This window comes from Thioalkalivibrio sulfidiphilus, from assembly GCF_000377945.1.
GTDB classification, from domain to species: Bacteria; Pseudomonadota; Gammaproteobacteria; order Ectothiorhodospirales; family Ectothiorhodospiraceae; genus Thioalkalivibrio_A; species Thioalkalivibrio_A sulfidiphilus_A.
In genome coordinates, this window is sequence record NZ_KB898925.1 from 36,030 (window position 1) to 60,431 (window position 24,402).

At 65.3% G+C, this 24,402-nt stretch carries 22 protein-coding genes; 5 read left to right on the plus strand and 17 right to left on the minus strand.

Translation table 11 applies throughout. From position 1 onward, the window contains the following. Positions 1-17: 17 nt before the first annotated feature. From D580_RS0102885 to D580_RS0102900, 4 genes are all read left to right on the plus strand, one after another. A complete protein-coding gene (locus D580_RS0102885) occupies positions 18-461 on the plus strand; it encodes a DNA polymerase III subunit chi (protein ID WP_018952936.1) in 444 nt (147 codons plus the stop codon). After that, positions 458-886, plus strand: a complete 429-nt coding sequence (locus D580_RS0102890; RefSeq protein WP_018952937.1) for a hypothetical protein — start codon at positions 458-460, stop codon at positions 884-886. The genes D580_RS0102885 and D580_RS0102890 overlap by 4 nt, the downstream gene beginning before the upstream one ends. A 132-nt stretch (positions 887-1,018) precedes the next feature. Then, positions 1,019-2,224, plus strand: coding sequence for a serine hydrolase domain-containing protein (locus D580_RS0102895; protein WP_038043069.1), 1,206 nt, complete (start codon positions 1,019-1,021; stop codon positions 2,222-2,224). A gap of 77 nt (positions 2,225-2,301) precedes the next feature. Further along, the gene (locus D580_RS0102900) at positions 2,302-5,064 is read left to right on the plus strand and encodes a valine--tRNA ligase (RefSeq protein ID WP_018952939.1); all 2,763 of its coding nucleotides are present in this window, start codon (positions 2,302-2,304) and stop codon (positions 5,062-5,064) included. A gap of 269 nt (positions 5,065-5,333) precedes the next feature. On the opposite strand, the gene D580_RS0102905 is transcribed toward D580_RS0102900, so the two are convergent. The 16 genes from D580_RS0102905 to D580_RS0102980 form a co-directional block, all read right to left on the minus strand. Beyond that, the gene (locus D580_RS0102905) at positions 5,334-5,807 is read right to left on the minus strand and encodes a periplasmic heavy metal sensor (protein WP_018952940.1); all 474 of its coding nucleotides are present in this window, start codon (positions 5,805-5,807) and stop codon (positions 5,334-5,336) included. Between the two features lie 345 nt (positions 5,808-6,152). Beyond that, positions 6,153-7,748, minus strand: coding sequence for a peptide chain release factor 3 (locus tag D580_RS0102910; RefSeq protein WP_018952941.1), 1,596 nt, complete (start codon positions 7,746-7,748; stop codon positions 6,153-6,155). 204 nt (positions 7,749-7,952) lie between these two features. Further along, entirely contained in the window at positions 7,953-8,546 is a 594-nt protein-coding gene (locus D580_RS0102915) for a DUF3106 domain-containing protein (RefSeq protein WP_018952942.1), read from the minus strand. Further along, a complete protein-coding gene (locus tag D580_RS0102920; RefSeq protein WP_018952943.1) occupies positions 8,546-8,911 on the minus strand; it encodes a hypothetical protein in 366 nt (121 codons plus the stop codon). The genes D580_RS0102915 and D580_RS0102920 overlap by 1 nt, the downstream gene beginning before the upstream one ends. Next, positions 8,908-9,474: an RNA polymerase sigma factor gene (locus D580_RS0102925; protein WP_026289654.1), complete on the minus strand. Its 567-nt coding sequence runs from the start codon at positions 9,472-9,474 to the stop codon at positions 8,908-8,910. The genes D580_RS0102920 and D580_RS0102925 overlap by 4 nt, the downstream gene beginning before the upstream one ends. A 68-nt stretch (positions 9,475-9,542) precedes the next feature. Continuing rightward, positions 9,543-9,974, minus strand: a complete 432-nt coding sequence (locus tag D580_RS0102930) for a hypothetical protein (protein ID WP_018952945.1) — start codon at positions 9,972-9,974, stop codon at positions 9,543-9,545. 158 nt (positions 9,975-10,132) lie between these two features. Then, positions 10,133-10,600 (minus strand): ribosomal protein S18-alanine N-acetyltransferase, encoded by a 468-nt coding sequence (rimI, locus tag D580_RS0102935; RefSeq protein ID WP_026289655.1) that lies wholly within the window; start codon positions 10,598-10,600, stop codon positions 10,133-10,135. 248 nt (positions 10,601-10,848) lie between these two features. Next, a complete protein-coding gene (locus D580_RS15115; RefSeq protein WP_081617227.1) occupies positions 10,849-11,580 on the minus strand; it encodes a uracil-DNA glycosylase in 732 nt (243 codons plus the stop codon). Positions 11,581-11,811: 231 nt separating this feature from the next. Next, positions 11,812-13,362 carry a 2-isopropylmalate synthase gene (locus tag D580_RS0102945; protein WP_018952948.1) on the minus strand — a complete coding sequence of 517 codons (1,551 nt, stop codon included), beginning with the start codon at positions 13,360-13,362 and terminating at the stop codon, positions 11,812-11,814. Positions 13,363-13,754: 392 nt separating this feature from the next. After that, a complete protein-coding gene (pssA, locus tag D580_RS0102950; RefSeq protein ID WP_018952949.1) occupies positions 13,755-14,540 on the minus strand; it encodes a CDP-diacylglycerol--serine O-phosphatidyltransferase in 786 nt (261 codons plus the stop codon). 2 nt (positions 14,541-14,542) lie between these two features. Continuing rightward, positions 14,543-15,175: a phosphatidylserine decarboxylase gene (locus D580_RS0102955; RefSeq protein WP_018952950.1), complete on the minus strand. Its 633-nt coding sequence runs from the start codon at positions 15,173-15,175 to the stop codon at positions 14,543-14,545. 82 nt (positions 15,176-15,257) lie between these two features. Beyond that, the gene (gene ilvC, locus D580_RS0102960; RefSeq protein ID WP_018952951.1) at positions 15,258-16,274 is read right to left on the minus strand and encodes a ketol-acid reductoisomerase; all 1,017 of its coding nucleotides are present in this window, start codon (positions 16,272-16,274) and stop codon (positions 15,258-15,260) included. A gap of 100 nt (positions 16,275-16,374) precedes the next feature. Continuing rightward, positions 16,375-16,866 (minus strand): acetolactate synthase small subunit, encoded by a 492-nt coding sequence (gene ilvN / locus D580_RS0102965; protein WP_026289657.1) that lies wholly within the window; start codon positions 16,864-16,866, stop codon positions 16,375-16,377. Between the two features lie 13 nt (positions 16,867-16,879). Beyond that, positions 16,880-18,574, minus strand: a complete 1,695-nt coding sequence (locus D580_RS0102970; protein WP_018952953.1) for an acetolactate synthase 3 large subunit — start codon at positions 18,572-18,574, stop codon at positions 16,880-16,882. Between the two features lie 342 nt (positions 18,575-18,916). Further along, positions 18,917-20,485, minus strand: coding sequence for an endonuclease MutS2 (locus D580_RS0102975; protein WP_018952954.1), 1,569 nt, complete (start codon positions 20,483-20,485; stop codon positions 18,917-18,919). 85 nt (positions 20,486-20,570) lie between these two features. Then, the gene (locus tag D580_RS0102980) at positions 20,571-21,728 is read right to left on the minus strand and encodes an aldo/keto reductase (protein WP_231363480.1); all 1,158 of its coding nucleotides are present in this window, start codon (positions 21,726-21,728) and stop codon (positions 20,571-20,573) included. A 128-nt stretch (positions 21,729-21,856) separates the two neighbouring features. Here D580_RS0102980 and D580_RS0102985 point away from each other — a divergent pair, with 128 nt between their 5' ends. After that, a complete protein-coding gene (locus D580_RS0102985) occupies positions 21,857-23,152 on the plus strand; it encodes an HD-GYP domain-containing protein (RefSeq protein WP_018952956.1) in 1,296 nt (431 codons plus the stop codon). On the opposite strand, the gene D580_RS15120 is transcribed toward D580_RS0102985, so the two are convergent. Continuing rightward, positions 23,139-24,347 carry an acetoin utilization protein AcuC gene (locus tag D580_RS15120; protein ID WP_018952957.1) on the minus strand — a complete coding sequence of 403 codons (1,209 nt, stop codon included), beginning with the start codon at positions 24,345-24,347 and terminating at the stop codon, positions 23,139-23,141. The genes D580_RS0102985 and D580_RS15120 overlap by 14 nt on opposite strands. Positions 24,348-24,402: the final 55 nt, after the last annotated feature.

The following is a 24,402-nucleotide window of genomic DNA, read 5'->3' on the forward strand; positions in this document are numbered from 1 at the left end:
TGAGACTTGCCACTGACGTGACCCGCATCGACTTCTACGTCCTCGACGACACCGACCCTGGCCAGCGGCTGCGCACCGCCTGCCGGCTGATCGGCAAGGCCTATGGCCTGGGTCATCGCATCCACGTGCACACCGGCTCCAAGGCCCTGTCCATGCAACTGGATGAACTGCTGTGGACCTTCCGGGACGTGAGCTTCATCCCTCACCAGGTGGAAGGCGAGGACGCCGACTGCCCGGTGCAGATCTGCCATGAGCAGGAGCCCCAGAACGCCGGCGACATCCTGGTGAACCTGGACACCCAGGTACCCCTGTTCTTCAGCCGCTTCGAGCGGGTGGCCGAGATCGTCAACCAGGACCCGGCGATCCGGGACGCGGGCCGGGAACGCTACCGCTTCTACAAGGACCGGGGCTACGACCTCTCCCACCACCGCCTCGGCGCCTCCGCAGGAACACAGTCATGACCCAGGGACCGGAAGACCCGCATATCCCCACCCTGACCCAGGTGATCAAACCGGCCGCCCGGCCCAGGACCCAGGACAGCGGCCCGCCGGGCACGCTGCCGCCGCCTACGGAACCCGTCGTGCCGTCGCCGGGGACCCTGCCCCCGGACCTGGACATCGACTTCTCCCTGGAGGCATTGGACGAACCATCCCTGTCCCTGGCACCGCCGGGCCTGCTGGAATCCCTGGCCCCCGCAACGACCCCGGCCACAGCCGACACCGCCCCTGAACCGCCGATGCGGGACCTGGAGGCCCTACGGGCAGGCATCGAACAGGCCGTGGATGCCGCGCTCTCAGCCCAACTGCCCCAGCTGCGCGAACAGCTGGTGCGTGCCGTGATGGCCCGTCTCACCGAGGCCGATGAGACAGGCGGCCACCGCGCCTGATGTCCTGCCACAAATACCTTCCTTCGTCCTCTCACCGCCGCCGATCAGCCTGGGGAACTGCAACCTTCCTGTCATACTCTACACTTGCAGGTGAGGGTGTGTGCCGAACCAGCCAGGTAGGAGGTGGCGCCCATGTCCAGGCGATGGTACCTGTTGATGTTGTGCCTGTTGCTCGTTCCGGGCCTTGCCTGGAGCGATACCGACCGGCTTGACCTCGATGAACGCCTGCGCGCCCTCGAGCGTGCCCTGGAGATCGAACGGGTGGCCGAGGGCTACCCAAGCCTGAGCATCGGCATCGTGCACCGGGGCGCGCCCGTCTACCTGAAAAGCCTGGGCTACGCGGACCAGGAAGCGGGCATCCCGGCCTCCCCCGACACCCTGTATCGCATCGGCTCACTGACCAAGGTCATTACCGCGTCCCTGATGGTGAGCCTGCGCGACCGGGGCTATCTGTCCCTGGACGACCCGGTGAGCGGCTACCTGCCCGGCATCATCCACCTGCCCTCGGACCCCCGGGGCGCCCGGCAGATCACCTTCCGGCATCTCGCCACCCATACCTCCGGACTGCCCCGCAACCCGGACAACCTGCCCCGCCACGACAACAACCCCTTCGAAGGCTACGATCGCGCCCGCTTCTACGCAGGGGTGAACCAGACCCTGCTCATCTCCCCCACCGGCCGCTGGTACAACTACTCCAACGCCGGCTACGGGCTGATCGGCATTGCCCTGGAACAGGCCGGTGGCGCCAGTTACGAGACCCTGCTCAGGCGTCACCTGCTTGAGCCCCTGGGCATGCACGACACCCTGATGAACGCCCTCGACGTCCATCCCCAGCGTGTCGCGGTGGGCTACAGCCTGCGCGACGGCCGGGTGCGGGAGCGGGAATGGGACATGGGCGCCATGGAGGCCGCGGGAGGCCTCTACTCCACCGTGGAGGATCTCGCGCGCTTCCTCGCCCTGCACATGCGGGCCGGCAGCCACGGCATCCTGCCCGTGGCCTCCGGCAGTCTCACGGAGATGCAGATGCCCCAGCGGGTACTGGACACCTGGGACCAGGCCGTGGGCATCGGTTGGCACGTGCGCCCCATGGGTCCCGTGGGCGACGTGGTCTGGCACACCGGCGCCCTGGGGGGCTACTCCAGCTACATGGGCTTCTCGCCAAGGCACGACGTGGGCGTGATCGTGCTCACCAACCGCTTCCGGAGCGTGGAACACTACGGCAACTGGCTGCTGCGCCGATCAGTGGAACTTTACGGGGAACCGACTCGCGTCGCCCGCCAGCCCGCCCTGTCCCCGGCATCCCCGGCAGAGTACCGTCTGGCCATCAGCGGCGGCTGAGCCCGCCAAACCCCGGCAGGCTTTCGCTATAATGGCGGGCTTTCGGCCCTGAGCTGGCCCCAAGCCCCCGGATCCCCATGGACAAGACCTACGACCCCCGCGCCATCGAACAGTCCCTGTACGAGCAATGGGAGCGCGCCGGCCATTTCCGCCCCAGCGGCCAGGGCACCCCCTACTGCATCATGCTGCCGCCGCCCAACGTGACCGGCACCCTGCACATGGGCCACGCCTTTCAGCACACCCTCATGGACACCCTCATGCGCTACCACCGCATGCGCGGCGACGATGCCCTGTGGCAGGGCGGCACGGACCACGCGGGCATCGCCACCCAGATGGTGGTGGAACGCCAGTTGGCCGCCGACAAGGTGAGCCGCCACGACCTGGGCCGGGACAAGTTCCTGGAGCGGGTCTGGCAGTGGAAGGAGCAGTCCGGCGGCACCATCACCCGGCAGATGCGCCGGCTCGGCAACAGCATCGACTGGGAGCGGGAACGCTTCACCATGGACGAGGGCCTGTCCAGGGCGGTGCGCGAGGTGTTCGTGCGCCTCCATGACGAGGGCCTCATCTACCGGGGCAAGCGCCTGGTGAACTGGGACCCGGTGCTGCACACCGCGGTCTCGGATCTGGAGGTCGTCTCCGAGGAAGAACAGGGAAAACTCTGGCACCTGCGCTACCCGCTGGCCGACGGCTCCGGGCACCTGGTGGTGGCCACCACCCGCCCCGAGACCATGCTGGGCGACACCGCCGTGGCGGTGCACCCGGAGGACGAACGCTACCGGCACCTGATCGGCAAGCAGGTGGCCCTGCCGCTCACCGGCCGCAGCATCCCGGTGATCGCCGACGACTACGTGGAACCGGAGTTCGGCTCCGGCTGCGTGAAGATCACCCCGGCCCACGACTTCAACGACTACGCCATGGGACAGCGCCACGGCCTGCCCATGATCAACATCTTCACCGTAGACGCGAAGATCAACGACGAGGCCCCCGAGGCCTACCGGGGCCTGGACCGCTTCGAGGCCCGCAAGCGCATCGTCGCGGACCTGGAGGCCCAGGGCCTGCTGGAGCGCATCGACGACCACAAGCTCATGGTGCCCCGGGGCGATCGCACCGGCGCGGTCATCGAACCCTTCCTCACCGACCAGTGGTACGTGAAGGCCGGCCCCCTGGCCGAGCCCGCCATCGCCGCCGTGGAGGACGGGCGCATCCGCTTCGTGCCCGAGAACTGGAGCAAGACCTACTTCGAGTGGATGCGCAACATCGAGGACTGGTGCATCTCCCGCCAGATCTGGTGGGGCCACCGCATCCCCGCCTGGTACGACGCCGACGGCAACATCTACGTGGCCCACGACGAGGCCGAGGTGCGCAGTAAATACCAGCTGGGCGATGAGGTCGCACTCACCCAGGACCCGGACGTGCTGGACACCTGGTTCAGCTCGGCGCTGTGGCCCTTCTCCACCCTGGGCTGGCCGGAGAAGACCCCGGAGCTTGCCCGCTACTACCCCACCAACGTGCTGGTCACGGGCTTTGACATCATCTTCTTCTGGGTCGCCCGGATGATCATGATGGGGCTCAAGTTCATGGACGACGTGCCCTTCCGTGAGGTCTACATCACCGGGCTGATCCGCGACGCGGAAGGCCAGAAGATGTCCAAGTCCAAGGGCAACGTGCTCGACCCCATCGATCTCATCGACGGCATCACCCTGGACGCCCTGCTGGAGAAACGCACCCAGGGACTCATGCAGCCCCAGATGGCCAAGAAGATCGAGCAGGCCACCCGCAAGCAGTTTCCCGACGGCATCCCGCCCTTTGGCACCGACGCCCTGCGCTTCACGCTCGCATCGCTGGCCTCCACCGGCCGGGACATCAAGTTCGACCTGGGCCGCATCGAGGGCTACCGCAACTTCTGCAACAAGCTGTGGAACGCCGCCCGCTACGTGCTCATGAACACCGAGGGCCAGGACACGGGTCTCGGCAACGAGCCGGTGGAACTGTCGCTCGCCGACCGCTGGATCCAGTCCCGCCTGCAGGGCGCCATCGCCCAGGTGCGCGGCCACCTGGACCAGTACCGCTTCGACCTGGCCGCCCAGGCCCTCTACGAGTTCACCTGGCACGACTACTGCGACTGGTACCTGGAGCTGTCCAAGCCGGTGCTCACCGGCGACTCCAGCGCAGCGCAGCAGCGCGGCACGCGGCAGACCCTGGTGCGGGTGCTGGATGCCCTGCTGCGCCTCATGCACCCCATCATGCCCTTCATCACCGAGGCCATCTGGCGCCAGGTGGGCCCGCTGGCGGGAAGCACCGGCGACACCCTCATGCACCTGGCCTACCCGGTGCGGGACGAGGCCCGTGTGGATGCCCAGGCGGAAAGCGAGATCGAGTGGGTGAAGACCTTCATCCTGGGCATGCGCCGCATCCGCGCCGAGATGGACATCTCCCCGGGCAAGCCCCTGCCCCTGCTGATCGACAACTGGAAGGACGCCGACCGCGCCCGCTACGCCCAGGCCGAGGCCTTCATCCGCTTCCTGGGCAAGCCCGAGTCAGTCACCTGGCTCGATGCGGGCACTGAGGCCCCCGAATCCGCCATGGCCCTGGTGGGCGAGATGCGCCTGCTGATCCCGCTCGCGGGTCTGATCGACAAGGACGCCGAGATCGCCCGCCTGGAAAAGGAACGGGTCAAGGTGCAGAAGAACCTGGAGGTGTGCAGCGCCAAGCTCGCCAACCCCAGCTTCGTGGACCGCGCCCCCGCCGAGGTGGTGGACAAGGAACGGGCCAGGGTGGCGGAGATGGGCGTGACCCTCAAGGAACTGGAGTCGCAGCTGGAGAAGATACGAAGGCTCTAGAGACAAGAGACAAGTGGGCAGAGACAAGAAGGGCACGTAAGAGTAAGCATTCCTCTCACGGAGCCACGGGGACACGGAGGAGTATCGTGACGATGATATTCTCCGTGTCTCCGTGGCCCCGTGAGAGCGCGATTCCCGAGGCGTCGGAGAAAAACCCTGAAGGCCTGAGCCTCTACCCAAAGCGCCAAGGCGTAGAGAATGATTCAAGAATTCATCGACTCTCTGCGTCTCGGCGTCCCTGCGGCCGAACATACCGCGGCGTCAGACATTCACGGCAAGACCAGGGCCAGACTCTCCAGCTCGTCCAGATGCAGTTCCAGGGCGCGCAGGCGCTCGACCATGAGTTGTCGTTTGTCGGCCGGCAGTTCATTGAGCAACAGGATCAGCTGTTCGACCAGCCGCAGGCGGTGGGTGTTGTCCTCAAGACCCATCTCCTCCACCAGGGCGGTGATGCGCCCGAAGTCCAGATCGGCTCCGGACAGCAGTTCGAGCAACTCGCCGCTCATGATGCGCTGCTGGGCCTGGCGGCGGGCGTCCCGGCCCTCGGCGAAGCGTCCCAGGCTTACCAGGCGGTGCCGCCATTCAGGCTCCGCGTCCAGGTCGGTCATGAGTCGTTGCAGGTCCGACACCAGGGCGGCGTCGGGAGGCGGGGGTGGCGCGGGTGCGGCGGCCCGCTGGGCGAACAGGAAACCATTGGCGAACAGGGACAGCACCAGCAGTGCCGTCAGGATCCACGTCTGCATAAAACCTCCGGTGGCTCAATCGCCGTCTTCTGTGGACGGCTGTGCTCGATCATCCTAGAAACGGCAGTTGAACGCGCCCGAGTGTGCGGTTTTCGTGTTGTCTGGCAAGGCGCGACGACGAGGAATGGTCGTTCCATTCCGAGGAGTCGCAACGCCGCCAGGCGACACGAAAACCGTGCAATCGGGTGCGTAGCGGGGCTCACCCGATGGGTGAGCGTCATCGAAGCCGCGATCGTCAGTGACCATGGGACCTGGCGAAGGAAATCGAGCGGTCAACTGCCGTTTCTAGGATCATATCAAGCCACCGAGCAACGCAGGGACCGGCCGTCGTGGAGCCGAGACCGCTCAGGCGGCCACACCGTGCTCCCGGGTGGCGTGGAAGCGCACCTCGGGCCACTTCTCCTGGGCCATCTGCAGGTTCACCCGGGTGGGCGCGATGTACACCAGGTCACCGCCGTGATCGACAGCCAGGTTGGCCGCCGCCTTCTCCTTGAACTCCTCGAACTTGCGCGCGTTGTCGCAGCTCACCCAGCGGGCGGTCTGCACGTTCACGTTTTCGAAGCTGGCGTCCACGTTGTACTCGGCCTTCAATCGATGAGCCACCACGTCGAACTGCAGCACGCCCACCGCGCCCAGGATCAGGTCGTTGTTGGTGAGCGGCTTGAACAGCTGGGTGGCACCCTCCTCGCAGAGTTGCTGCAGACCCTTCTGCAACTGCTTCATCTTGAGCGGATCGCGCAGGTGGGCGCGGCGGAACAGTTCCGGGGCAAAGTTGGGGATGCCGGTGAAGATCAGCTGCTCGCCCTGGGTGAAGGTGTCGCCGATGCGGATGGTGCCGTGGTTGTGCAGGCCGATGATGTCGCCGGGATAGGCCTCCTCCACGTGCTCGCGGTCCGAGGCCATGAAGGTGAGCGCGTCGCTGATCTTCACGTCCCGCTTGATGCGTACCTGGTGCACCTTCATGCCCTTGCTGAAGGTGCCCGAGCAGACCCGCAGGAAGGCGATGCGGTCCCGGTGCTGGGGGTCCATGTTCGCCTGGATCTTGAACACGAAGCCACTGAAGGCCTCCTCGGCCGGATCAACGGTGCGGCTCTCGGTAGGCCGGGGCAGCGGGCCCGGGGCATGTTCCACGAAGTCGTCCAGCAGTTCCTGCACGCCGAAGTTGTTGATGGCGGAGCCGAAGAACACCGGCGTCTGGCGACCGGCCAGGTACTCGTCCTTGTCGAAGCTGTGAGAGGCGCCCATGACCAGCTCCAGTTCCTCGCGCAGCTCGGCGGCCTGACCGCCCAGCAGCTCATCCAGGCGCGGGTTGTCCAGCCCCTGGATCACCTCGCCGTGCTGGATCTTGCCCCCGTGGGTGGGCGAGTACAGGTGCACCGCGTCGTTGTGGATGTGGTAGACGCCCTTGAAGCGCTTGCCCATACCGATGGGCCAGGTCACCGGGGCGCACTGGATCTTGAGCACCTGCTCCACCTCGTCCAGCAGGTCGATGGGCTCCCGGCCCTCCCGGTCCAGCTTGTTGATGAAGGTCATGATGGGCGTGTCGCGCATGCGGCACACGTCCATGAGCTTGATGGTGCGCTCCTCCACGCCCTTGGCCACGTCGATGACCATGAGTGCGGAGTCCACGGCGGTCAGGGTACGGTAGGTGTCCTCGGAGAAGTCCTCGTGGCCCGGGGTGTCCAGCAGGTTCACGATGCGTCCCTTGTAGGGGAACTGCATGACGGACGAGGTCACGGAAATACCGCGCTGCTTCTCCAGCTCCATCCAGTCGGAGGTGGCATGGCGCGCTGCCTTGCGGCCCTTCACGGTGCCGGCCAGCTGGATGGCACCGCCGAACAGCAGCAGTTTTTCGGTGATGGTGGTCTTGCCCGCGTCCGGATGGGAGATGATCGCAAAGGTGCGACGGCGGGCAGTCTCGGTGGCGTGCTTGGAACTCATGGGAATCTGGGGCTGATGGAAACCGGCTATTGTAACCGATTCGGACAGGGCTTATTGGACAGGATTGACAGGGTCAAAAGAAGTGCGGTTTCTGACAGGATTAACATGATTCACAGGATTTGAAAGCAAACGATCCAATCTTGTGAATCATGTTAATCCTGTCAGACCCAGCTTTATATCGCCTCTAAATCCTGAAAAGTCCTGTCAATCCTGTCCATCTCTGTACCCCTGACCCGTCAAAGCATTGCGCATAAACCGTCGCCGCTCCTCCGGTTCCATCTCCCGCAGCCGTTCCCGCAGGGCACGGCGCTCATCCTCGGGCAGGGTCTTGAGGTGCTCATGCCAGCGGCGGTGACGATCCCGAGCCGCCTCGCGCTCCTCGGGGCTCATGGCCTCCCAGCGCGCGCGCAGGCGTTCGCGCTCCTCCGGCGGCAGGGCGCGGAAGCGCTCCCAGCGTTCCCGGGTGGCGGCCCGTTCCTCCGGATCCATGCGCTCCAGCCGTTCCAGCCTTTCACTGAAGCGGGCCTGCTCCTCCGGCCCCATATGCCGCCAGCGTTCCGCCGCCCGCAACAGGCGATGGCGATGGCCGTCCGGCAGTGAATCCCAGGATGCTGCGTAGGGCGCCAGCAGGGCACGCTGTTCGCGGTTGAGCTCCGACCAGGCCGGTGCCGGCTGCTCCGCCACCTTGTGATAGCCCTGATGGGCGTGATTGCCCTCGTGGTGCCGATGTCCCGCCCCGGCGGGCGAGGCCGCGAAGGTGAGCGCGCCCAGCAGCAGCATGAGCAGAAGGCTCCGCATCAGCCCCGCTCCTCCAGGGCCCAGGCCAGGAATTCCGGGTCGGCGCCGGCATCGCCCTCCTCCAGCACCAGCAGCAGCTCCAGGTCGTCCAGTTGCGCCAGCTGGGCCGGCAGGGGTTCCAGGCCATCGGGACGCATGAGCAGCAGGCCGGCCACCAGCATCACCGAGGCGGCCACGGCCAGGCCGTAGGCGGGCATGCGGGACGGCCGGCGGCGGCGCCGTTCAAAGGCCTCGCGGCGGCCTTGGGCGAGGCGCTGCGCCTCCTCGGCACTCAAACCGCTGTCGCGGTCGAGCCGGTCCCGGACGCGCGCCATCAGGGCGTCATCGCGGGGGTTTTCGTGCTGCTCTGTGTCGTTGCGGTTCATCGGTACGCCTCCAGCCGCTGCCTGAGTGCGGCCATGGCACGGTGCACATGGGTCTTCACGCTGCCCTCGCTGATGCCCAGGGCCTGGGCCGTCTCGGCGGTGTCCAGTCCTTCCCAGACCCGTAGCAGGAAGGCCTGTTGCTGGCGCAGGGGCAGCGACGCCAGGGCCCTCTCCAGATCCTCGCCGAAGTGCTCGTCACTCAAGGCCTGGTCCGGTTCCGGGGTGCGGGTGTCGGCCCAGTCGTCCGGCCCCCTGTCCCGGTCGTCCTCGTCGTGGCCGTTGCCTGCGAAACCGAACAGGGAGACCACTCGGCTGCGCACACTGCGCCGGCGATGGGCATCCATGATACGGCTCTGCAGGATGCGCCAGAACAAAGGCTGCCATTCGGACTCCGGCCGGTCAGCGTAGCGGGTGATCAGCTTCTCCATGGCGTCCTGCACCACATCCAGGGCCGCGTCGCGGTCATTGAGCGCCAGGGCGGCCATGCGCACTGCCCGTGCCTGGACCCCGGACAGGAACCGGTCGAGAGAGACTTCGTTGTCCGTCGCGTTCGTCCGGTCCAAGCCAGGCGTTCCTTCTCGGGTGTTCGGGTCCACCGGGCGGCGGGCCGGCCCGCCGCCCGGGGAGGGGTCTATCGGTGGCTGTGGCCACGCATCCCGCCGCGACGCTCACGCATCTCCTGGCGCTTGGCCTCGCGCTCCTCGGGGCTCATGGCCTCCCAGGCGGCACGGCGCTCGTCCATGCGCATGCGGGCCTGCACCCGGTAGTTCTCCTTCTCCGCGTCGGACAGGGTGTTCCAGTGCATGCGCATGGCCATGTGCTGCACCCGTTTCTGCTCGCGGTGGGCCTTGCGCTCCTCATCGCTCATGTTGGCAAAGCGCTCGTGGTGACGGCCCTTGTGACCGTAGCCGCCTTCACCCTCGGCACGGGCCATCATCATGTGCCCATGATCTCCGTGCCGGGCTTCGCGGTCACCGTGAAAACTGTGGGCCAGCACGGGTACCGACAGCGCCATGGTGCCGATGATACCGATCGTGAGAATCGTGCGGGAAAGCTTGCTCATGGTCATGCTCCTGGTGATTCGTGGTCCGGCGGATTACCGGCCTTCAGGAGCTAGAACGCGCGAGCGGGGAATCGGTTGACGAAAGGGCAATTCAAAATTCAAAGATCAAAATTCAAAGGAGACCGCCCACCTTTGAATCTTGAATTTTAAATTTTGAATCAACCAGATAGGTCCCTGGCCAGCACCAGGGCGTCCTCCCGGCCGTTGTCCGCGGGATAGTAGCGCTTGCGCAGGCCCACCTCGTTGAAGCCCTCGCTGTAGTAGAGCTGCACAGCCGGGGTGTTGGAGGGGCGCACCTCCAGGAAGGCGGTCTCCACCTTGTGCCGGCGGGCGTGGTCCAGGAGCCCCCGCAGCAGGATGCGACCGTAGCCCCGTCCCTGGCATTCGGGGCGCACGCACAGGTTGAGCACGTGACATTCCCCGACCGCCATGGACATCACACCGTAGCCCACCAGCCGTTGCGCCTCGGTCATCACCCAGCAGGAATAGCCGACACGCATGCAGTCCCGGAAGATCCCCTCGGTCCAGGGATAGGGATAGGCACTGAGCTCCACGACCATGATCTCGTCCAGATCCTCGTGACGCATGGGGCGAAGCTGCGGGTTTGTACTGAGAATGGCGCTCAAGGTCGACTGCTCGCGATATCTCCATGGAAGGGGGATGGGTCCGCGAATGAACGCAAATCAACGCGAATTTAGGGAAGCAAACCTCAAAGACCGCAAGAGATCCACCTCAGGAGATGGGTTCGTCGCGACTTTCACGCTCTCGCATCTGAACTTCATTCGCGTTGATTTGCGTTCATTCGCGGACCCCCTGAATGCAAGACCCCAATCTGCCGAAGTCGCTTCTGGGCTTCAAGCCGCATAGGGCGGATTCAGACGCCCATCACACGGCGAGCCAAGCAGAGGTCGTCCCAGGCCTTGCGCTTGTCCGCGGGCTGGCGCAGCAGATAGGCCGGATGATAGGTAATGACCAGGGGAATGTCTCGGTAGTTCAACGGCTTGCCACGCAAACGACCCAGGGGCTCGTCGGTGCCGAGCAGGTTCTGGGCGGCGATGCGGCCCAGGGCGACGATGATGCGCGGCTGGATCAGGTCGATCTGCCGGTCCAGGTAGGCCCGGCAGGCCCGGGCCTCCTCAGGCTTCGGGTCCCGGTTGCCCGGGGGCCGGCACTTGAGGATGTTGGCGATGTAGACCCCTTGGCCCCGCTTGAGCCCGAGGGCGAACAGCATGCTGTCCAGCAGCTGCCCGGCCCGGCCCACGAAGGGCTCGCCCTGACGGTCCTCCTCGGCCCCCGGGGCCTCGCCGATGAACAGCCAGTCCGCCTGCCGGTCCCCCACGCCGAACACCGTCCGGGTGCGCTTCGCCGCCAATTCCTCGCAGGCGTTGCAGGCAGCCACTCGGGCGGCCAGCGCATCCCAGTCCAGATGAGCAACATCACCGACCAAGTCCCCTAAAGCGCCCGCCGGCACCGGGGATGCCACAGGTTCCGGCGGATCGACCGGGACGACGGTCGAACCAGCGGCCCCGCCTCTCGGCACCCAACGCTGAATACCCATGGCATCCAGATAGCGTTGGCGCCGCTCGGGGGTCATGGGGGACCCCATGCGGAAACCACCCTCATGCGAAAACCACCCTCACCCAGACCCTCTCCCTGAGGGAGAGGGAGAAAATCGGGAAAACCGACGGCGAAGTCGGACACAGTAGTATGACGTCATCCTCCCGCACCCCCGCTCGCGGGGGTGGGCTAGGGAGGGGGCCCCGCACCGCTTCAGCACTCATGCCCATCCTTCATCCTTTTCATCTTCCCCCTTCCAAATTCGCACTTCGCCCTTGACCTACACGTCGCCACGCTGGGGATGGGCCCGGCCGGGCGGGTTGGTCAGCCGGTTCAGGGCATTGAGATAGGCCTTGGCCGAGGCGATGACGATGTCCGTATCGGCGCCTTGGCCGTTGACCACCCGGCCCGCCTTCTCCAGGCGCACGGTCACCTCGCCCTGGGCGTCGGTGCCGCTGGTGATGTTGTTCACCGAATAGAGCAGCAGCTCGGTGCCGCTCGGGGCGATGGACTCAATGGCCTTGAAGGCCGCATCCACGGGGCCGCCGCCCTCGGCGGTGCCGCTCTTTTCCTCGCCGTTGACGTTCAGGGTCACCGAGGCCACGGGCGTCTCGCCGGTCTCGGAACAGACCTTGAGCGCCACCAGCTTGTAGGTCTCGTCCTCCATGGAGGCGGCGGTCTCGGTCACCAGGGCCTGGAGGTCCTCGTCGTAGATCTCGTGCTTGCGATCGGCCAGGTCCTTGAACCGGGCGAAGGCCTCGTTCAATTCCTCCTCGGACTCGAACTCGATGCCCAGATCCTTGAGCCGGGTCTTGAAGGCGTTGCGGCCGGAGTGCTTGCCCAGCACGATGCGGTTGTCTGACCAGCCCACATCCTGGGCACGCATGATCTCGTAGGTATCCCGGTGCTTGAGCACGCCATCCTGGTGGATGCCGGACTCATGGGCGAAGGCGTTCGCCCCCACGATGGCCTTGTTGGGCTGCACCGGGAAGCCGGTGATGCCGGAGACCAGGCGCGAGCAGGGCACGATCTGGGTGGTGTCGAGGGTCGTGTTGCAGGAGAACACGTCCTGGCGGGTGCGCACCGCCATGACGATCTCCTCCAGAGAGGCATTGCCCGCCCGCTCGCCCAGGCCGTTGATGGTGCACTCCACCTGCCGGGCACCGTTGAGCACCGCGGACAGGGAGTTGGCCACGGCCAGGCCCAGGTCGTTGTGGCAGTGCACGGAGAACACCGCCTTGTCGGAATTGGGCACCCGCTCGATGAGGTTCTTGATCAACTCGCCGAACTGCTGGGGGATGTTGTAGCCCACGGTGTCGGGGATGTTGATGGTGCGCGCCCCGGCGTCGATCACCGCCTCGATCACCCGGCACAGGAAGTCCAGCTCGGAACGCCCGGCGTCCTCGGCGGAGAACTCCACGTTGTCAGTGTGCTGGCGGGCGCGCTTGACCGCCTTGACCGCCTGCTCCAGCACCTGGTCCGGGCTCATGCGCAGCTTGTGCTGCATGTGGATGGGCGAGGTGGCGATGAAGGTGTGGATGCGTGCGGAAGCGGCGTCCTTCAGGGCCTCGCCGGCCCGGTCGATGTCGCTGTCCTTGGCCCGGGCCAGACCGCACACGGTGGAATCCTTCACCGCGCGGGCCACCGCCTGCACGGACTCGAAGTCGCCGGGGCTGGCGATGGGGAAGCCCGCCTCGATGACGTCCACGCGCATCTTCTCCAGGGCCTTGGCGATGCGCACCTTCTCCTCGCGGGTCATGGACGCGCCGGGGCTCTGCTCGCCGTCGCGCAAGGTGGTGTCGAAAATGATGAGCTTGTCACTGCCTGACATGGTTCTCTCTCCTGCCGGCCGATCCTCTCGGCCTGAAAATCAATTCACGGATTCTAACGGATTCCGCGCCCGCATCGGGGGCTTGCGTCCACGGGGACGACAACACGGATCAGGGGTGCGTTTGGCCTCGCCAGGCACAAGGGAGGTAGCCGCTAGCGCGGCAGTCGCAGGACGAGCAGGGAAAGACCGCAATAGCCCGCAGCACCCGCCTGGCGGGGGGCACGAAAGAGACCGAGTTGGCTCCGGGCGATTGGCATGGTTGCAGGTTCTTGGGTCGAGCGTTGATTTAGACTTGGTCTAAATCTATCAAAGGGGAACGAGGCTGACAAGTGGGAAGTGAGAATTGGGAAATGCGAGCGTTTGTTCCAACTTCCCAATTCTCACTTCCCACTTCAATCCTCCTTCTGCTCCTCGCCATCCGCCTTGTCCTCACTGCCCCGGGCACGCCGGCGACGCCAGCGGATCACGGTCAGGGTCGGGCCCGACAGGGCGTAGAGCAGGAAGCCGCCCCAGAGTACCTTGGGGGGATCGATGGCAGTCAACATCAGGGCCACCACGATGACCAGCACCACGAAGAACGGCACCCGGTGGCGGAAATCCATGTCCTTGAAGCTGAAGTAGGTGACGTTGCTCACCATCAGCGCGCCGGCGATCACGGTCACGATCAGGGCCATGATGCCGAGATCCGTGCCCACGAATTCCAGGTCGTGCCAGACCCAAACCATGCCCATCACCAGGGCGGCGGCGGAGGGGCTGGGCAGTCCCTGGAAGAAACGCTTGTCGGCCACGCCCACCTTGGTGTTGAAGCGGGCCAGACGCAGGGCGGCGGCGGCGGCATAGAAGAAGGCCGCCACCCAGCCCACCTGCCCCAGCTCCACCAAGGCCCAGAGATAGACCACCAGGGCCGGCGCGAGGCCGAAGGAGACCATGTCCGAGAGGCTGTCGTACTCGGCGCCGAAGGCGCTCTGGGTGTTGGTCATGCGCGCCACGCGTCCGTCGATGCCATCCAGCACCATGGCCACGAACACCGCGATGGCGGCGGCGGTGAACTGATCGTTGATGGCGGCCACGATGGCATAGAAGCCGGCGAACAGGGCCGCCGTGGTGAACAGGTTGGGCAGCAGGTAGATGCCGCGGCGGGCCTTGTGGTCGCCCGCCTGGGGTTCGGTGTCCGACATAGTCAGGCCTTTTCGCTTTCCTTGTGGACCAGGATCCCGATGATATCACTGCCCGCCTTCAGGCGTTGCCCCGGCGCCACCTCCACCCGGCTGTTCATGGGCAGGTAGACCTGCACCGGCAGGCCGAAACCCAGGAAACCGCAGCGCCTGCCCTGCCCCATGCGCTCACCGGACTGCACGTCGCAACGCACCAATCGCAGCCCCCGGATCTGTATGGCGAATACCACCTCGTCGCCTTCATCGGTCTGCACCTGCAGGGCGAACTCGTCCCCGGGCAGTCCCTCCTTGCCCCCTTCCTTGCCCGGCCACCAGCGCGCCATCACCTTGCCCTCGATCGGGCTGTGCACGTTGAACTCGCCGAAACGGGACTGGCGCAGGCTCACACGCCGGGCCGGCCGGCCCAGGTAGGGATCACGATGCTCGGCCACCTCCGTGACCACACCGTCCACGGGGCTCAGCACGGCCAGGGCCCTGGGCGCGACCGTGCGGCTGAAATCACGAAAGATGAAAAACGCCACGGCCAGCAGGATCCAGCTGGGCCAGGCGATCTCGGCGCCCCAGACCGCATGGGTGCCGGCGACGATGACCGCCGCAGCCGCGACGTAGGGACGACCTTCAGGTGCGAGAGGAAGCATTTAAAGAAGATACAAGTGACAAGAGGCAAGAGACAAGAAAGCCCCCCTTCTTGCCTCTTGCCTCTTGTATCTTGCCTCTAGATCAGTTTTTCGACTTGTCGACGATCTTGTTGGCCTTGATCCAGGGCATCATGTCACGCAGCTTGGCACCCACTACCTCGATGGGATGCTCGCGGGCGATGCGACGGCTGGCCTTCAGGGTCGCGGCACCGGCCTGGTTCTCCAGGATGAATTCCCGGGCGAACTTGCCGGTCTGGATCTCGGTCAGGATCTTCTTCATCTCCGCCTTGGTCTGCTCGGTCACCACGCGGGGGCCGCGGGTGATGTCGCCGTACTCGGCGGTGTTGGAGATGGAGTAACGCATGTCGGCGATGCCGCCTTCATACATCAGGTCCACGATCAGCTTGAGCTCGTGCAGGCATTCGAAGTAGGCCATCTCCGGCGGATAGCCGGCTTCCACCAGGGTCTCGAAGCCTGCCTGCACCAGGGCGGTGGCGCCGCCGCACAGCACGGCCTGCTCGCCGAACAGATCGGTCTCGGTCTCGTCCTTGAAGCTGGTCTCGATGATGCCGGCGCGGCCGCCGCCGTTGGCGGAGGCATAGGAGAGCGCGATGTCACGGGCACGGCCGGAGGCGTCCTGGTAGACGGCGATCAGGCTGGGCACGCCGCCGCCCTTGGTGTAGGTGGAACGCACCAGGTGGCCGGGGCCCTTGGGGGCGATCATGATCACGTCCAGGTCGGAGCGGGGCACGATCTGCTCGAAGTGCACGTTGAAGCCGTGGGCGAAGGCCAGCACGGCGCCCTGCTTCAGGTTGGGCTCCACCTGGTTCTTGTACAGGGCGGCCTGGTGCTCGTCGGGGGCCAGGATCATGATCAGGTCGGCGGCCTTGACGGCCTCCTCGATGCCCTGGACCTTGAGGCCCGCACCCTCGGCCTTCTTGGCGGAGGCGGAACCGGCGCGCAGCGCCACGGTCACGTCCACGCCGGAATCCTTCAGGTTGTTGGCATGGGCGTGGCCCTGGGAGCCGTAACCCACGATGGCGACCTTCATGCCCTGGATGATGGAGAGGTCGGCGTCTTTGTCGTAATAAACCTGCATAGCAAAGCTCCAGTAAAAAAAGAGACAAGAGGCAAGAGACAAGAGGCAAAAGACGAAAGGGTTTAGCCCTTTCTTGTCTCTTGTCTCTTGTCTCTAGTAACTAAATCTTTAATGCGACATCGCCACGGGCAATGCCCATGACGCCGGAACGCACCACTTCGAGCACCTCGAACGGGCGCAGGGCCTCGATGAAGGCGTCCAGTTTGCTGCTGTCACCGGTGAGCTCGATCACATAGGTGGCCGGGCTCACGTCGATGATGCGGCCGCGGAAGATATCGGTCAGGCGCTTGACCTCTTCCCGGTCGTCGCCACCCACCCGCAGCTTGGCCATCATCATCTCGCGCTCGATGTGGCGATACTCGGTCAGGTCCATGAGCTTGACCACGTCGATCAGCTTGTTGAGCTGCTTGACGATCTGCTCGACGATCTCATCGGAGCCGCTGGTGACCAGCGTCAGGCGCGACAGGGTCGGGTCGTCGGTGGGCGCCACGGTGAGCGACTCGATGTTGTAGCCGCGCGCCGAGAACAGCCCGGCCACCCGGGACAGGGCGCCGGATTCGTTTTCCATCAGGATTGCAATGATATGTCTCATGATGCCCCCGTCCTCACACCAGGATCATTTCGTTCTGGCCGGCACCGGCCGGGATCATGGGATAGACGTTCTCGGACTGATCGGTGATGAAGTCCATGAACACCAGGCGGTCCTTGAGCTTGAGGGCCTCCTTGATGGCGCCCTCCACGTCACCGGGCTTCTCGATGCGCATGCCCACGTGGCCATAGGCCTGGGCGAGCGCCATGAAGTCCGGCAGGGCATCCATGTAGGACATGGCGTAACGGCCCTGATAGAAGAACTCCTGCCACTGACGCACCATACCCATGTAGCGGTTGTTCAGGTTCACCACCTTGATGGGCAGATGATACTGCAGGCAGGTGGACAGCTCCTGGATGCACATCTGGATGCTGGCCTCACCGGTGATGCAGGCCACCGTGGCATCCGGGTGGGCGAGCTGCACGCCCATGGCGGACGGCAGGCCGAAACCCATGGTGCCGAGCCCCCCCGAGTTGATCCAGCGATTGGGCTTGTCGAACTTGTAGAACTGCGCCGCCCACATCTGATGCTGGCCCACGTCGGAGGTGACGAAGGCATCCCCCTTGGTGAGCTTCCACAGGGTCTCGATCACGAACTGGGGCTTGATGAGTTCGGAGTTGCGGTCGAACTTGAGGCAGTCCATAGCGCGCCACTCGTCGATCTGCTTCCACCAGGCCTTGAGCGCGGTGGCGTCAGGCTTGCGCGGGTCGGCCTTGATCTCCTTGATCATGGCCTTGAGCACGCTGTCCACCTGGCCGACGATGGGCACGTCCACCTTCACGTTCTTGGAGATGGAGGCCGGATCCACGTCCACATGCACGATCTTGGCATAGGGGCAGAACTTCTCGATGTTGCCCGTCACCCGGTCGTCGAAGCGGGCGCCGATGGCGATCACCAGATCCGCGTGGTGCATGGACATATTGGCTTCATAGGTGCCGTGCATGCCAAGCATGCCGATGAACTGCTTGTCGGTGGCCGGGTAGCCGCCCAGGCCCATCAGGGTGTTGGTGATGGGATAACCGAGCAGCCTGGTGAAGTCGGTCAGGGACTTGGCGGCACGGCCCAGGATCACGCCACCGCCGGTATAGATCACCGGCTGGCGAGCCTCCAGGATCAGGTCGATGGCCTTCTTGATCTGCCCCGTGTGGCCCTTGACCGTCGGATTGTAGGAACGCATCCGGATGGTCTTGGGATAGCTGAACTCGCACTTGTGGGCGGTGACATCCTTGGGGATGTCCACCACCACCGGGCCGGGTCGGCCGGAGGTGGCCACGTAGAAGGCCTTCTTGATGGTGGTGGCCAAGTCCTTGACGTCCTTGACCAGGAAGTTGTGCTTCACGCAGGGGCGCGTGATACCGACGGTGTCCACTTCCTGGAAGGCGTCGTTGCCGATCAGGCTGGTGGGCACCTGGCCGGTGAACACCACCAGGGGCACGGAATCCATGTAGGCGTCGGCGATGCCGGTGATGGCATTGGTGGCGCCGGGACCGGAGGTTACCAGGGCTACACCGGGCTTGTCCGTCGACTTGGCATAGCCTTCGGCGGCGTGAATCGCCCCCTGTTCATGCCGCACGAGGATGTGTGCAACCTTATCCTGCTTGTACAGGGCGTCGTAGATGTGAAGCACGGCGCCACCCGGGTACCCGAAAATAAGATCGACACCTTCCTCCTGCAAGCAGCGGACAAAGATCTCGGCACCGGTCAATTCCACGGCTTGTCTCCTGCGTGTTGCGAGGGTGGTGGGGTTGGCTTCCCCACGCCCGACCGGGCGCAGAAGCGCCCGGAGCCGGAACGGCGGGGAAAGGGTCCAATAGTAATATGAAGCGGTCGGAATTTCACGAAAACTTGATATTTCAGACACATCCTGTGGTTTTCCTGCCAGCTTCGCCGCCCGCATCCGACGGTCCCCGTCAGCATGGAAAGTCAAAAGCTGGAACGCAAAGGGCGCGAAGGTCTCGCCAAGGACGCCAGGAAAATCTCTTGTAAGACAAAACCCTTGCGTCCTGCGCGCATCGCTTCGCGCCCTTTGCGGTGAGCTTCTCGGGTCTGGAGGCTAACGCCCCTCCCCGATGATGGCCGCCAGATGCCCCCTCGCCCGCTCCACCAGAGCCTCGGGCAGGCCATTCTTCTGGGCGATGGTGAGCCCCAGGGACACCCCCGGCTCGCCGATGATCAGCCGGTAGGTGGGCGCCAGGCGCTGGTGGTCGAACTGCATGGAGGCGTTGCGGATGCCCGGGTGCCTGGCGGCATAGTCCTTGAGCGGCGAGAGGTGGGTATTGACGATGCCCTGGACCTTGCGGGACAGCAGCTCGTCCAGCACCGCCATGGCCAGGGCCGCGCCCTCCTCCGGGTCCGTGCCGGTGCCCAGTTCGTCCAGCAGCACCAGGGTCTCGCCGTCCGCCTCGTCCAGGATGCGCTTGAGCACCTCCACGTGGCCGGCGAAGGTGGACAGGTGATGAAACAGGCTCTGGTGGTCGCCCACGTCCACGATCACCCGGGCATAGCTGCCGATCTCGCAGTCCTGTTCCGCGGGCACGTGCAGGCCGCACCAGGCCATCACCGTGATCAGGCCCAGGGTCTTGAGCGCCACGGTCTTGCCGCCGGTGTTGGGACCGGTAACCAGGAGCAGCACGTCGTTGCCGTCCAGGTGAATGGACAGGGGCACGGGTCGGGGTCCGCTGCCGTCGGCGAACTGGATCAGCAGCAGGGGGTGGTAGGCCTCCGCCAGGCGCACCCGCGGCCCTTCCACCAGGGTGGGGGCGTGGGCGTTCATGTGGTGGGAGAGCTGCCCGGCGGCGAAGGCCAGGTCCACCCAGGTGAGTGCGGCGAGCATGCCGTTCAGGGCGTCCATGTGCTCGGCGATGCCGGCGGTCAGCTCCCGCAGCACCCGCTGCTGCTCGGCGTTGATGCGCCCGTTCAGGGTGTCCAGGCGGTTGTTCAGGGGCACCGCCTCCATGGGTTCCACGATCTGGTCGCGACCACCCATGGCCGATCCCCGGCGCACCCCCTTGACCTTGTCCGCCTCGGTGCCGCGGATCACGATCACCGCGCGCTCGCTGTTCCACTGCACCTTGCGGTTGTCATCGAGGCAGTCGCGGATGTCGTCACGGCCCATGCGCCCGAGCACCACCTGCTCCACCTCGGCACGCAGCTTCGACCGCTCAGCAAAGGCCTCTTCCAGCTCGGTACTGGCGTCCTCGCGCAGGGAACCGGCGCCCGCGAGGCTCTTGTCCAGCAGTTCCACCAGCGCCTGGGGCGGCTTCAGTTCATCCAGGCTGCCAGGATAGATATCCGGCGTTTCGTCCAGCGCCCCGGCCAGCTGGCCGGCGGCACGCATCACCACCTGGATGTTGTGCATGGCCTGGGTGGAGAGCCGCGCGCCCGGAGAAGACGCCTGACGCAGGGCCGCACGGATGTCCGGCAGCTGTCCCATGAGCGGCATGCGCCCCGCATCGATGCGGGTGCGGGCCGCCGTGACCGCCCGCTGCATCTGACGGGCCACCGCCAGGGTCGGCGCCGGCTCCAGGGCACGCGCGGCATCGGCCCCATAGGGTGTGTGGGTCAGGCGTTCCAGCAAACGCCGGATGGAGTCGAACTCAAGGGGTTTCAGATCGGCTTGCATGAAATCAGTCTCAAGTGGCTAGTCTCAAGTGGCAAGGTAGAGCGGCTTTTCCTTGCCACTTGAGACTTACCACTTGCCACTGGTTTTATTCGGCCTTCTTATACATGGACAGGTAATCCTTGCGCTCCAGCGGCGGCAGCTTCGCCACCGCCAGCATGTCGTCCAGGTGCTCGGGCGTGCTCATGCCCACCAGGGAGGTGCCCAGGCCTGGGGTGGAGCGGTTGAACTGCATGGCCCGCTGGGCAGGGGGCAGGTCCGCGAAACGCTCCGCCACCACGTCCACGGACTGGCTGCCCAGGTGACCCTTGAATAGGGTGTGAGAGGCCATCATGTAGACCTCCAGCTGGTGGGCCGCCTGGATGGGGGAGCCCACATTGCCCTGGCCGGTGGCGGTGTTGAAGCGGGTGAAGCCCTCCAGCATCACCTGGTTGAAGGGCATCATCACGATCTTGAAGTGATGCCGGGCGTGATCGTCTCCGGTCACCTCCCGGGCGGCACCCTCGGCCAGGCCGATCATGGAGGTGATGGACTGGAACATCTTGGCGTCAGTCTCCACCCTGAAACCCTCGAAGGTGGTGATGCCGTAGGCGCGGATGCGCTTTTCATTGGCCGCTCTTTCCAGCACCTGGAAGACCTTGGCGAGCTTGCGGTTGGTGACCTCCTTGCCGATCACCGGGATGTGCACCTCCGGCTGGTCAACCAGGAAGGCGTCCAGGGTCTCCACGCCCATGAGACTGCGCGACAGCTCGATCTGGTAGTTGATGTACTCGGGCGCCAGTAGGTGCGCGCCCTTGGCCAGGTCGTCCTGGGTACCCAGACCCTGGGCGACGATCTCGGACTCAAACCAGGCGTTCATGTCCGCCGGCGGACCGCCTCGCAGGGTCAGGAAACCGCCCTTGGACATGAGGAACATGGCCTCCCGTGGCACCCCCACCTCGATGGCCGCGCGCACTCCCGCCCCCACCGCGGCCAGGGAGCGGCCGTAGCGGTAATGGGCGCCGGTGTCGATGACGTTGATGCCCCGGGTGAGTGCCTTGGTCACGATGGCGCTGATGGCCGCGTCGACCTGCGGGCTCGCCTCGCCGCCGAAGGTGCCCACACCGAGGCTGGAGAGCTGCATGCGCGCGCGCAGGAATTCACTGTAATGGCCCGGGGAGGCGTCACCGGAGGCGATGTGGGCCTCGGCGTAGGCGCGCGTGGCCTTGGCATTGGCGTAACCGGGGATCAGGGAGGCTGTGTTCATGGACTGTGACATGATTGAGTTCAAAGGTCGGAAATGCTACCAGAATCCGTGGCGGGACGGCGACCTGCCGGACGTCCCGTAGTACACTTCGAGACATATCGGATCTACGCACACAGCAACAGGATTCCATGTCATCCATCGCCGGCGAAACCATGCAGGATATCCGGGACTCACTCCCGGAAAACTGCGATGAAATCTACACCCGCCATGTCACGGAACTCGGTGAACAACGCCAGATTCAGGCCAGCGAGGACATCTTCAGCGCGACGGGGCACAAGCTGCTCGCCCGCCAGGCTCGAATCGACCGGGGCGTATTCGAAAAACTCACGCGTCACAAACTGCTGCGCCCGCTGGATCACAGCCTGTCCATCGAAGGCGCCGTTCAATCACCGGAACTGGTGACTGTCGGGCAAGAACTGGCGGAGCAGGACCCCCTGCTCCAGGCCCTCCACACCACCCTGAAAAATCCCCAGGCACCGCTGAATCACCTGGGCAAGGTGATCCTCGTACCGCCCCTGGCCGCGAAACTGACCGTATTCAGGGAACGGATGCCCGATCACTATCGCCACGCCGTGCGGGTCGCCCTGACCGCCTGTGCGCTGGCGGAGTCCGGCGGCGCCGAGACCGCGGTCCTGTCACGGACCGTCTGCACGGCGGGGCTGTTCCATGACCTCGGGGAATTGCACATCAGCCCAGAGATCTTCACCTTGCGTCGCCCCCTTGAACCGTCCGAGGAGCGGCAGGTGCGTGCCCACCCGGTGATCGCCTACCTGCTGCTCAGGGAGTTTCCGCAATACCACCCCGAAGTCAGCCGGGCCGTGCTGGAACACCACGAACGACTGGACGGCAGCGGCTATCCCCAGGGCCGCTCCGGCGACAGGCTGGCCATGGCAGGGCGCATCCTGGCGGTGGCGGAACTGTCCGTGGCCCTTTGCGATCGCGGCGGTGGAGAAAACCTGGCGGCCATCCTGAAAGGCCAGCCGGAAAAGCTCGATGCCCTGCCAGTGGGGCGTCTGCTGCTGGCCCTGCAGCACTGCCCCACATCAAATAAGCAGTCTAAACCTGCCATGCCGGAGATGATCATCGCCGATCTGCGCGAAGTGCTGGATCTGGTCCAGCAGGGCCTTGAGGCGACGCGGACCGACACCGGCGCCGCCGCGCGCTTGATCCATGAACGCCTCACGGATCTGGCCCGCTCACTGGATCGTGCGGGGATGCGTGCCGCCGCACCCGATCAGTGGCTGGAAGATTTACAAGAGTCGCCCGAGTTGAGTGTCGAACTGGCAGCCCTCACCCGCGAAGCGAGCTATCGGCTCAAAGGCATCGCCGCAGAAATCCAGCATCAACAGGTGGCAGTCAACGGCGATACCCGTAGTGCCACTCCCGCCCTCTCGGACTGGCTTGATCGCATCAGCCGGCTGTGACCGTCTTCTCGAGCATGATACCGCCACGGACCAGCGCCGGATGTGCCGACAGGAGGACATCGACACGCTCGCGCACTTCCCGTCGCACCTCCCCTTCCACCGGTCTGTCTAGCCGAGAGTTGAACAGGCCCTCGAAGTAATCCTCTTCCTCGTCCTGATCCCAGTCCACGGCGCGCAGCAGGGCCTCGCCCTCGGGCGGTATGGCCTCAGGCAGTTCGCGCCCCGAGAGCAGGCCCCAGACACCGGCCCAGCAGCGGGCGAGCATCAGGGGGTGGTAACCGCCGCCGCCCACCACCAGCAGCCGCGGCGTACCATCGGCGTGCCTGGGCGCATCGTTGATGACCCGCTCCACCACTTCCAGGAACAGCTGGGTGGAGATGTGGAACTTGCCGAGCGGATCCGGGCCAAGGATGTCGGTGCCTGCCTGGAGCACGATCACCTCCGGCCGGAAGGCCTCCAGCACCGCGGGCCAGAGGCGCCCGAACACGTGGCGGTACTCGTCGTCGTTCATGCCCTTGGGCAGGGGCAGGTTCACGGCATTGTTGAGCGGCCCGGTGTCCTCGATGCCACCGCCCTTGAAGGGATAGGCGTAGCTCGTGTCCATGTGCAGGGAACAGGTCATCACCTGGTCATCGCTGCGGAAAGCCGCCTCCACCCCGTCGCCGTGGTGGGCGTCGATGTCGAGATACAGGACGCGCAGGCCTTCCCGACGCAGCCGCAGGATGCCCAGCACCGGATCGTTGAAGAAGCAGAAACCCTGGGCCGCGTCCGGCGCCGCGTGGTGCATGCCGCCCGCCGGGTTGAAGGCCATGAAGCCGTCCAGCACCCGCTCGGCGCCCTGGATGCTGCCGTAGGTGGCGGTGGCGGGGGTGGCGAAGAAACCGGGGAAGTACGGGTTTTCGAAGTTGCCGATGTTGTGCCGCTGGCGGTAGCGGTCATAGACCTTGCCCAGGGCCTCGCAGCGCTGCATGGCCGAGACGTATTCGCGGGTGTGAAACCACTCAAGCTCTGCCGGCGTGGCCTTGCGCGAGACCTGGAATTCCTCCTCCGTGAGCGCGCCATAGGCCCGGATCAGATCCAGGGTCAGGGACACGCGCGGGATGCCCAGGGGGTGGTTATCCCCGTAGCTATGCCGCCGGTAGCGGGACGCGCCGATCAGCAGTGCCTTGCGGGTGGGTTCGGTGGCTATGGGCACTTGGTTCAAACCTTCAACGCAAAGGCGCGAAGACGCAAAGGACGCGAAAATTCTT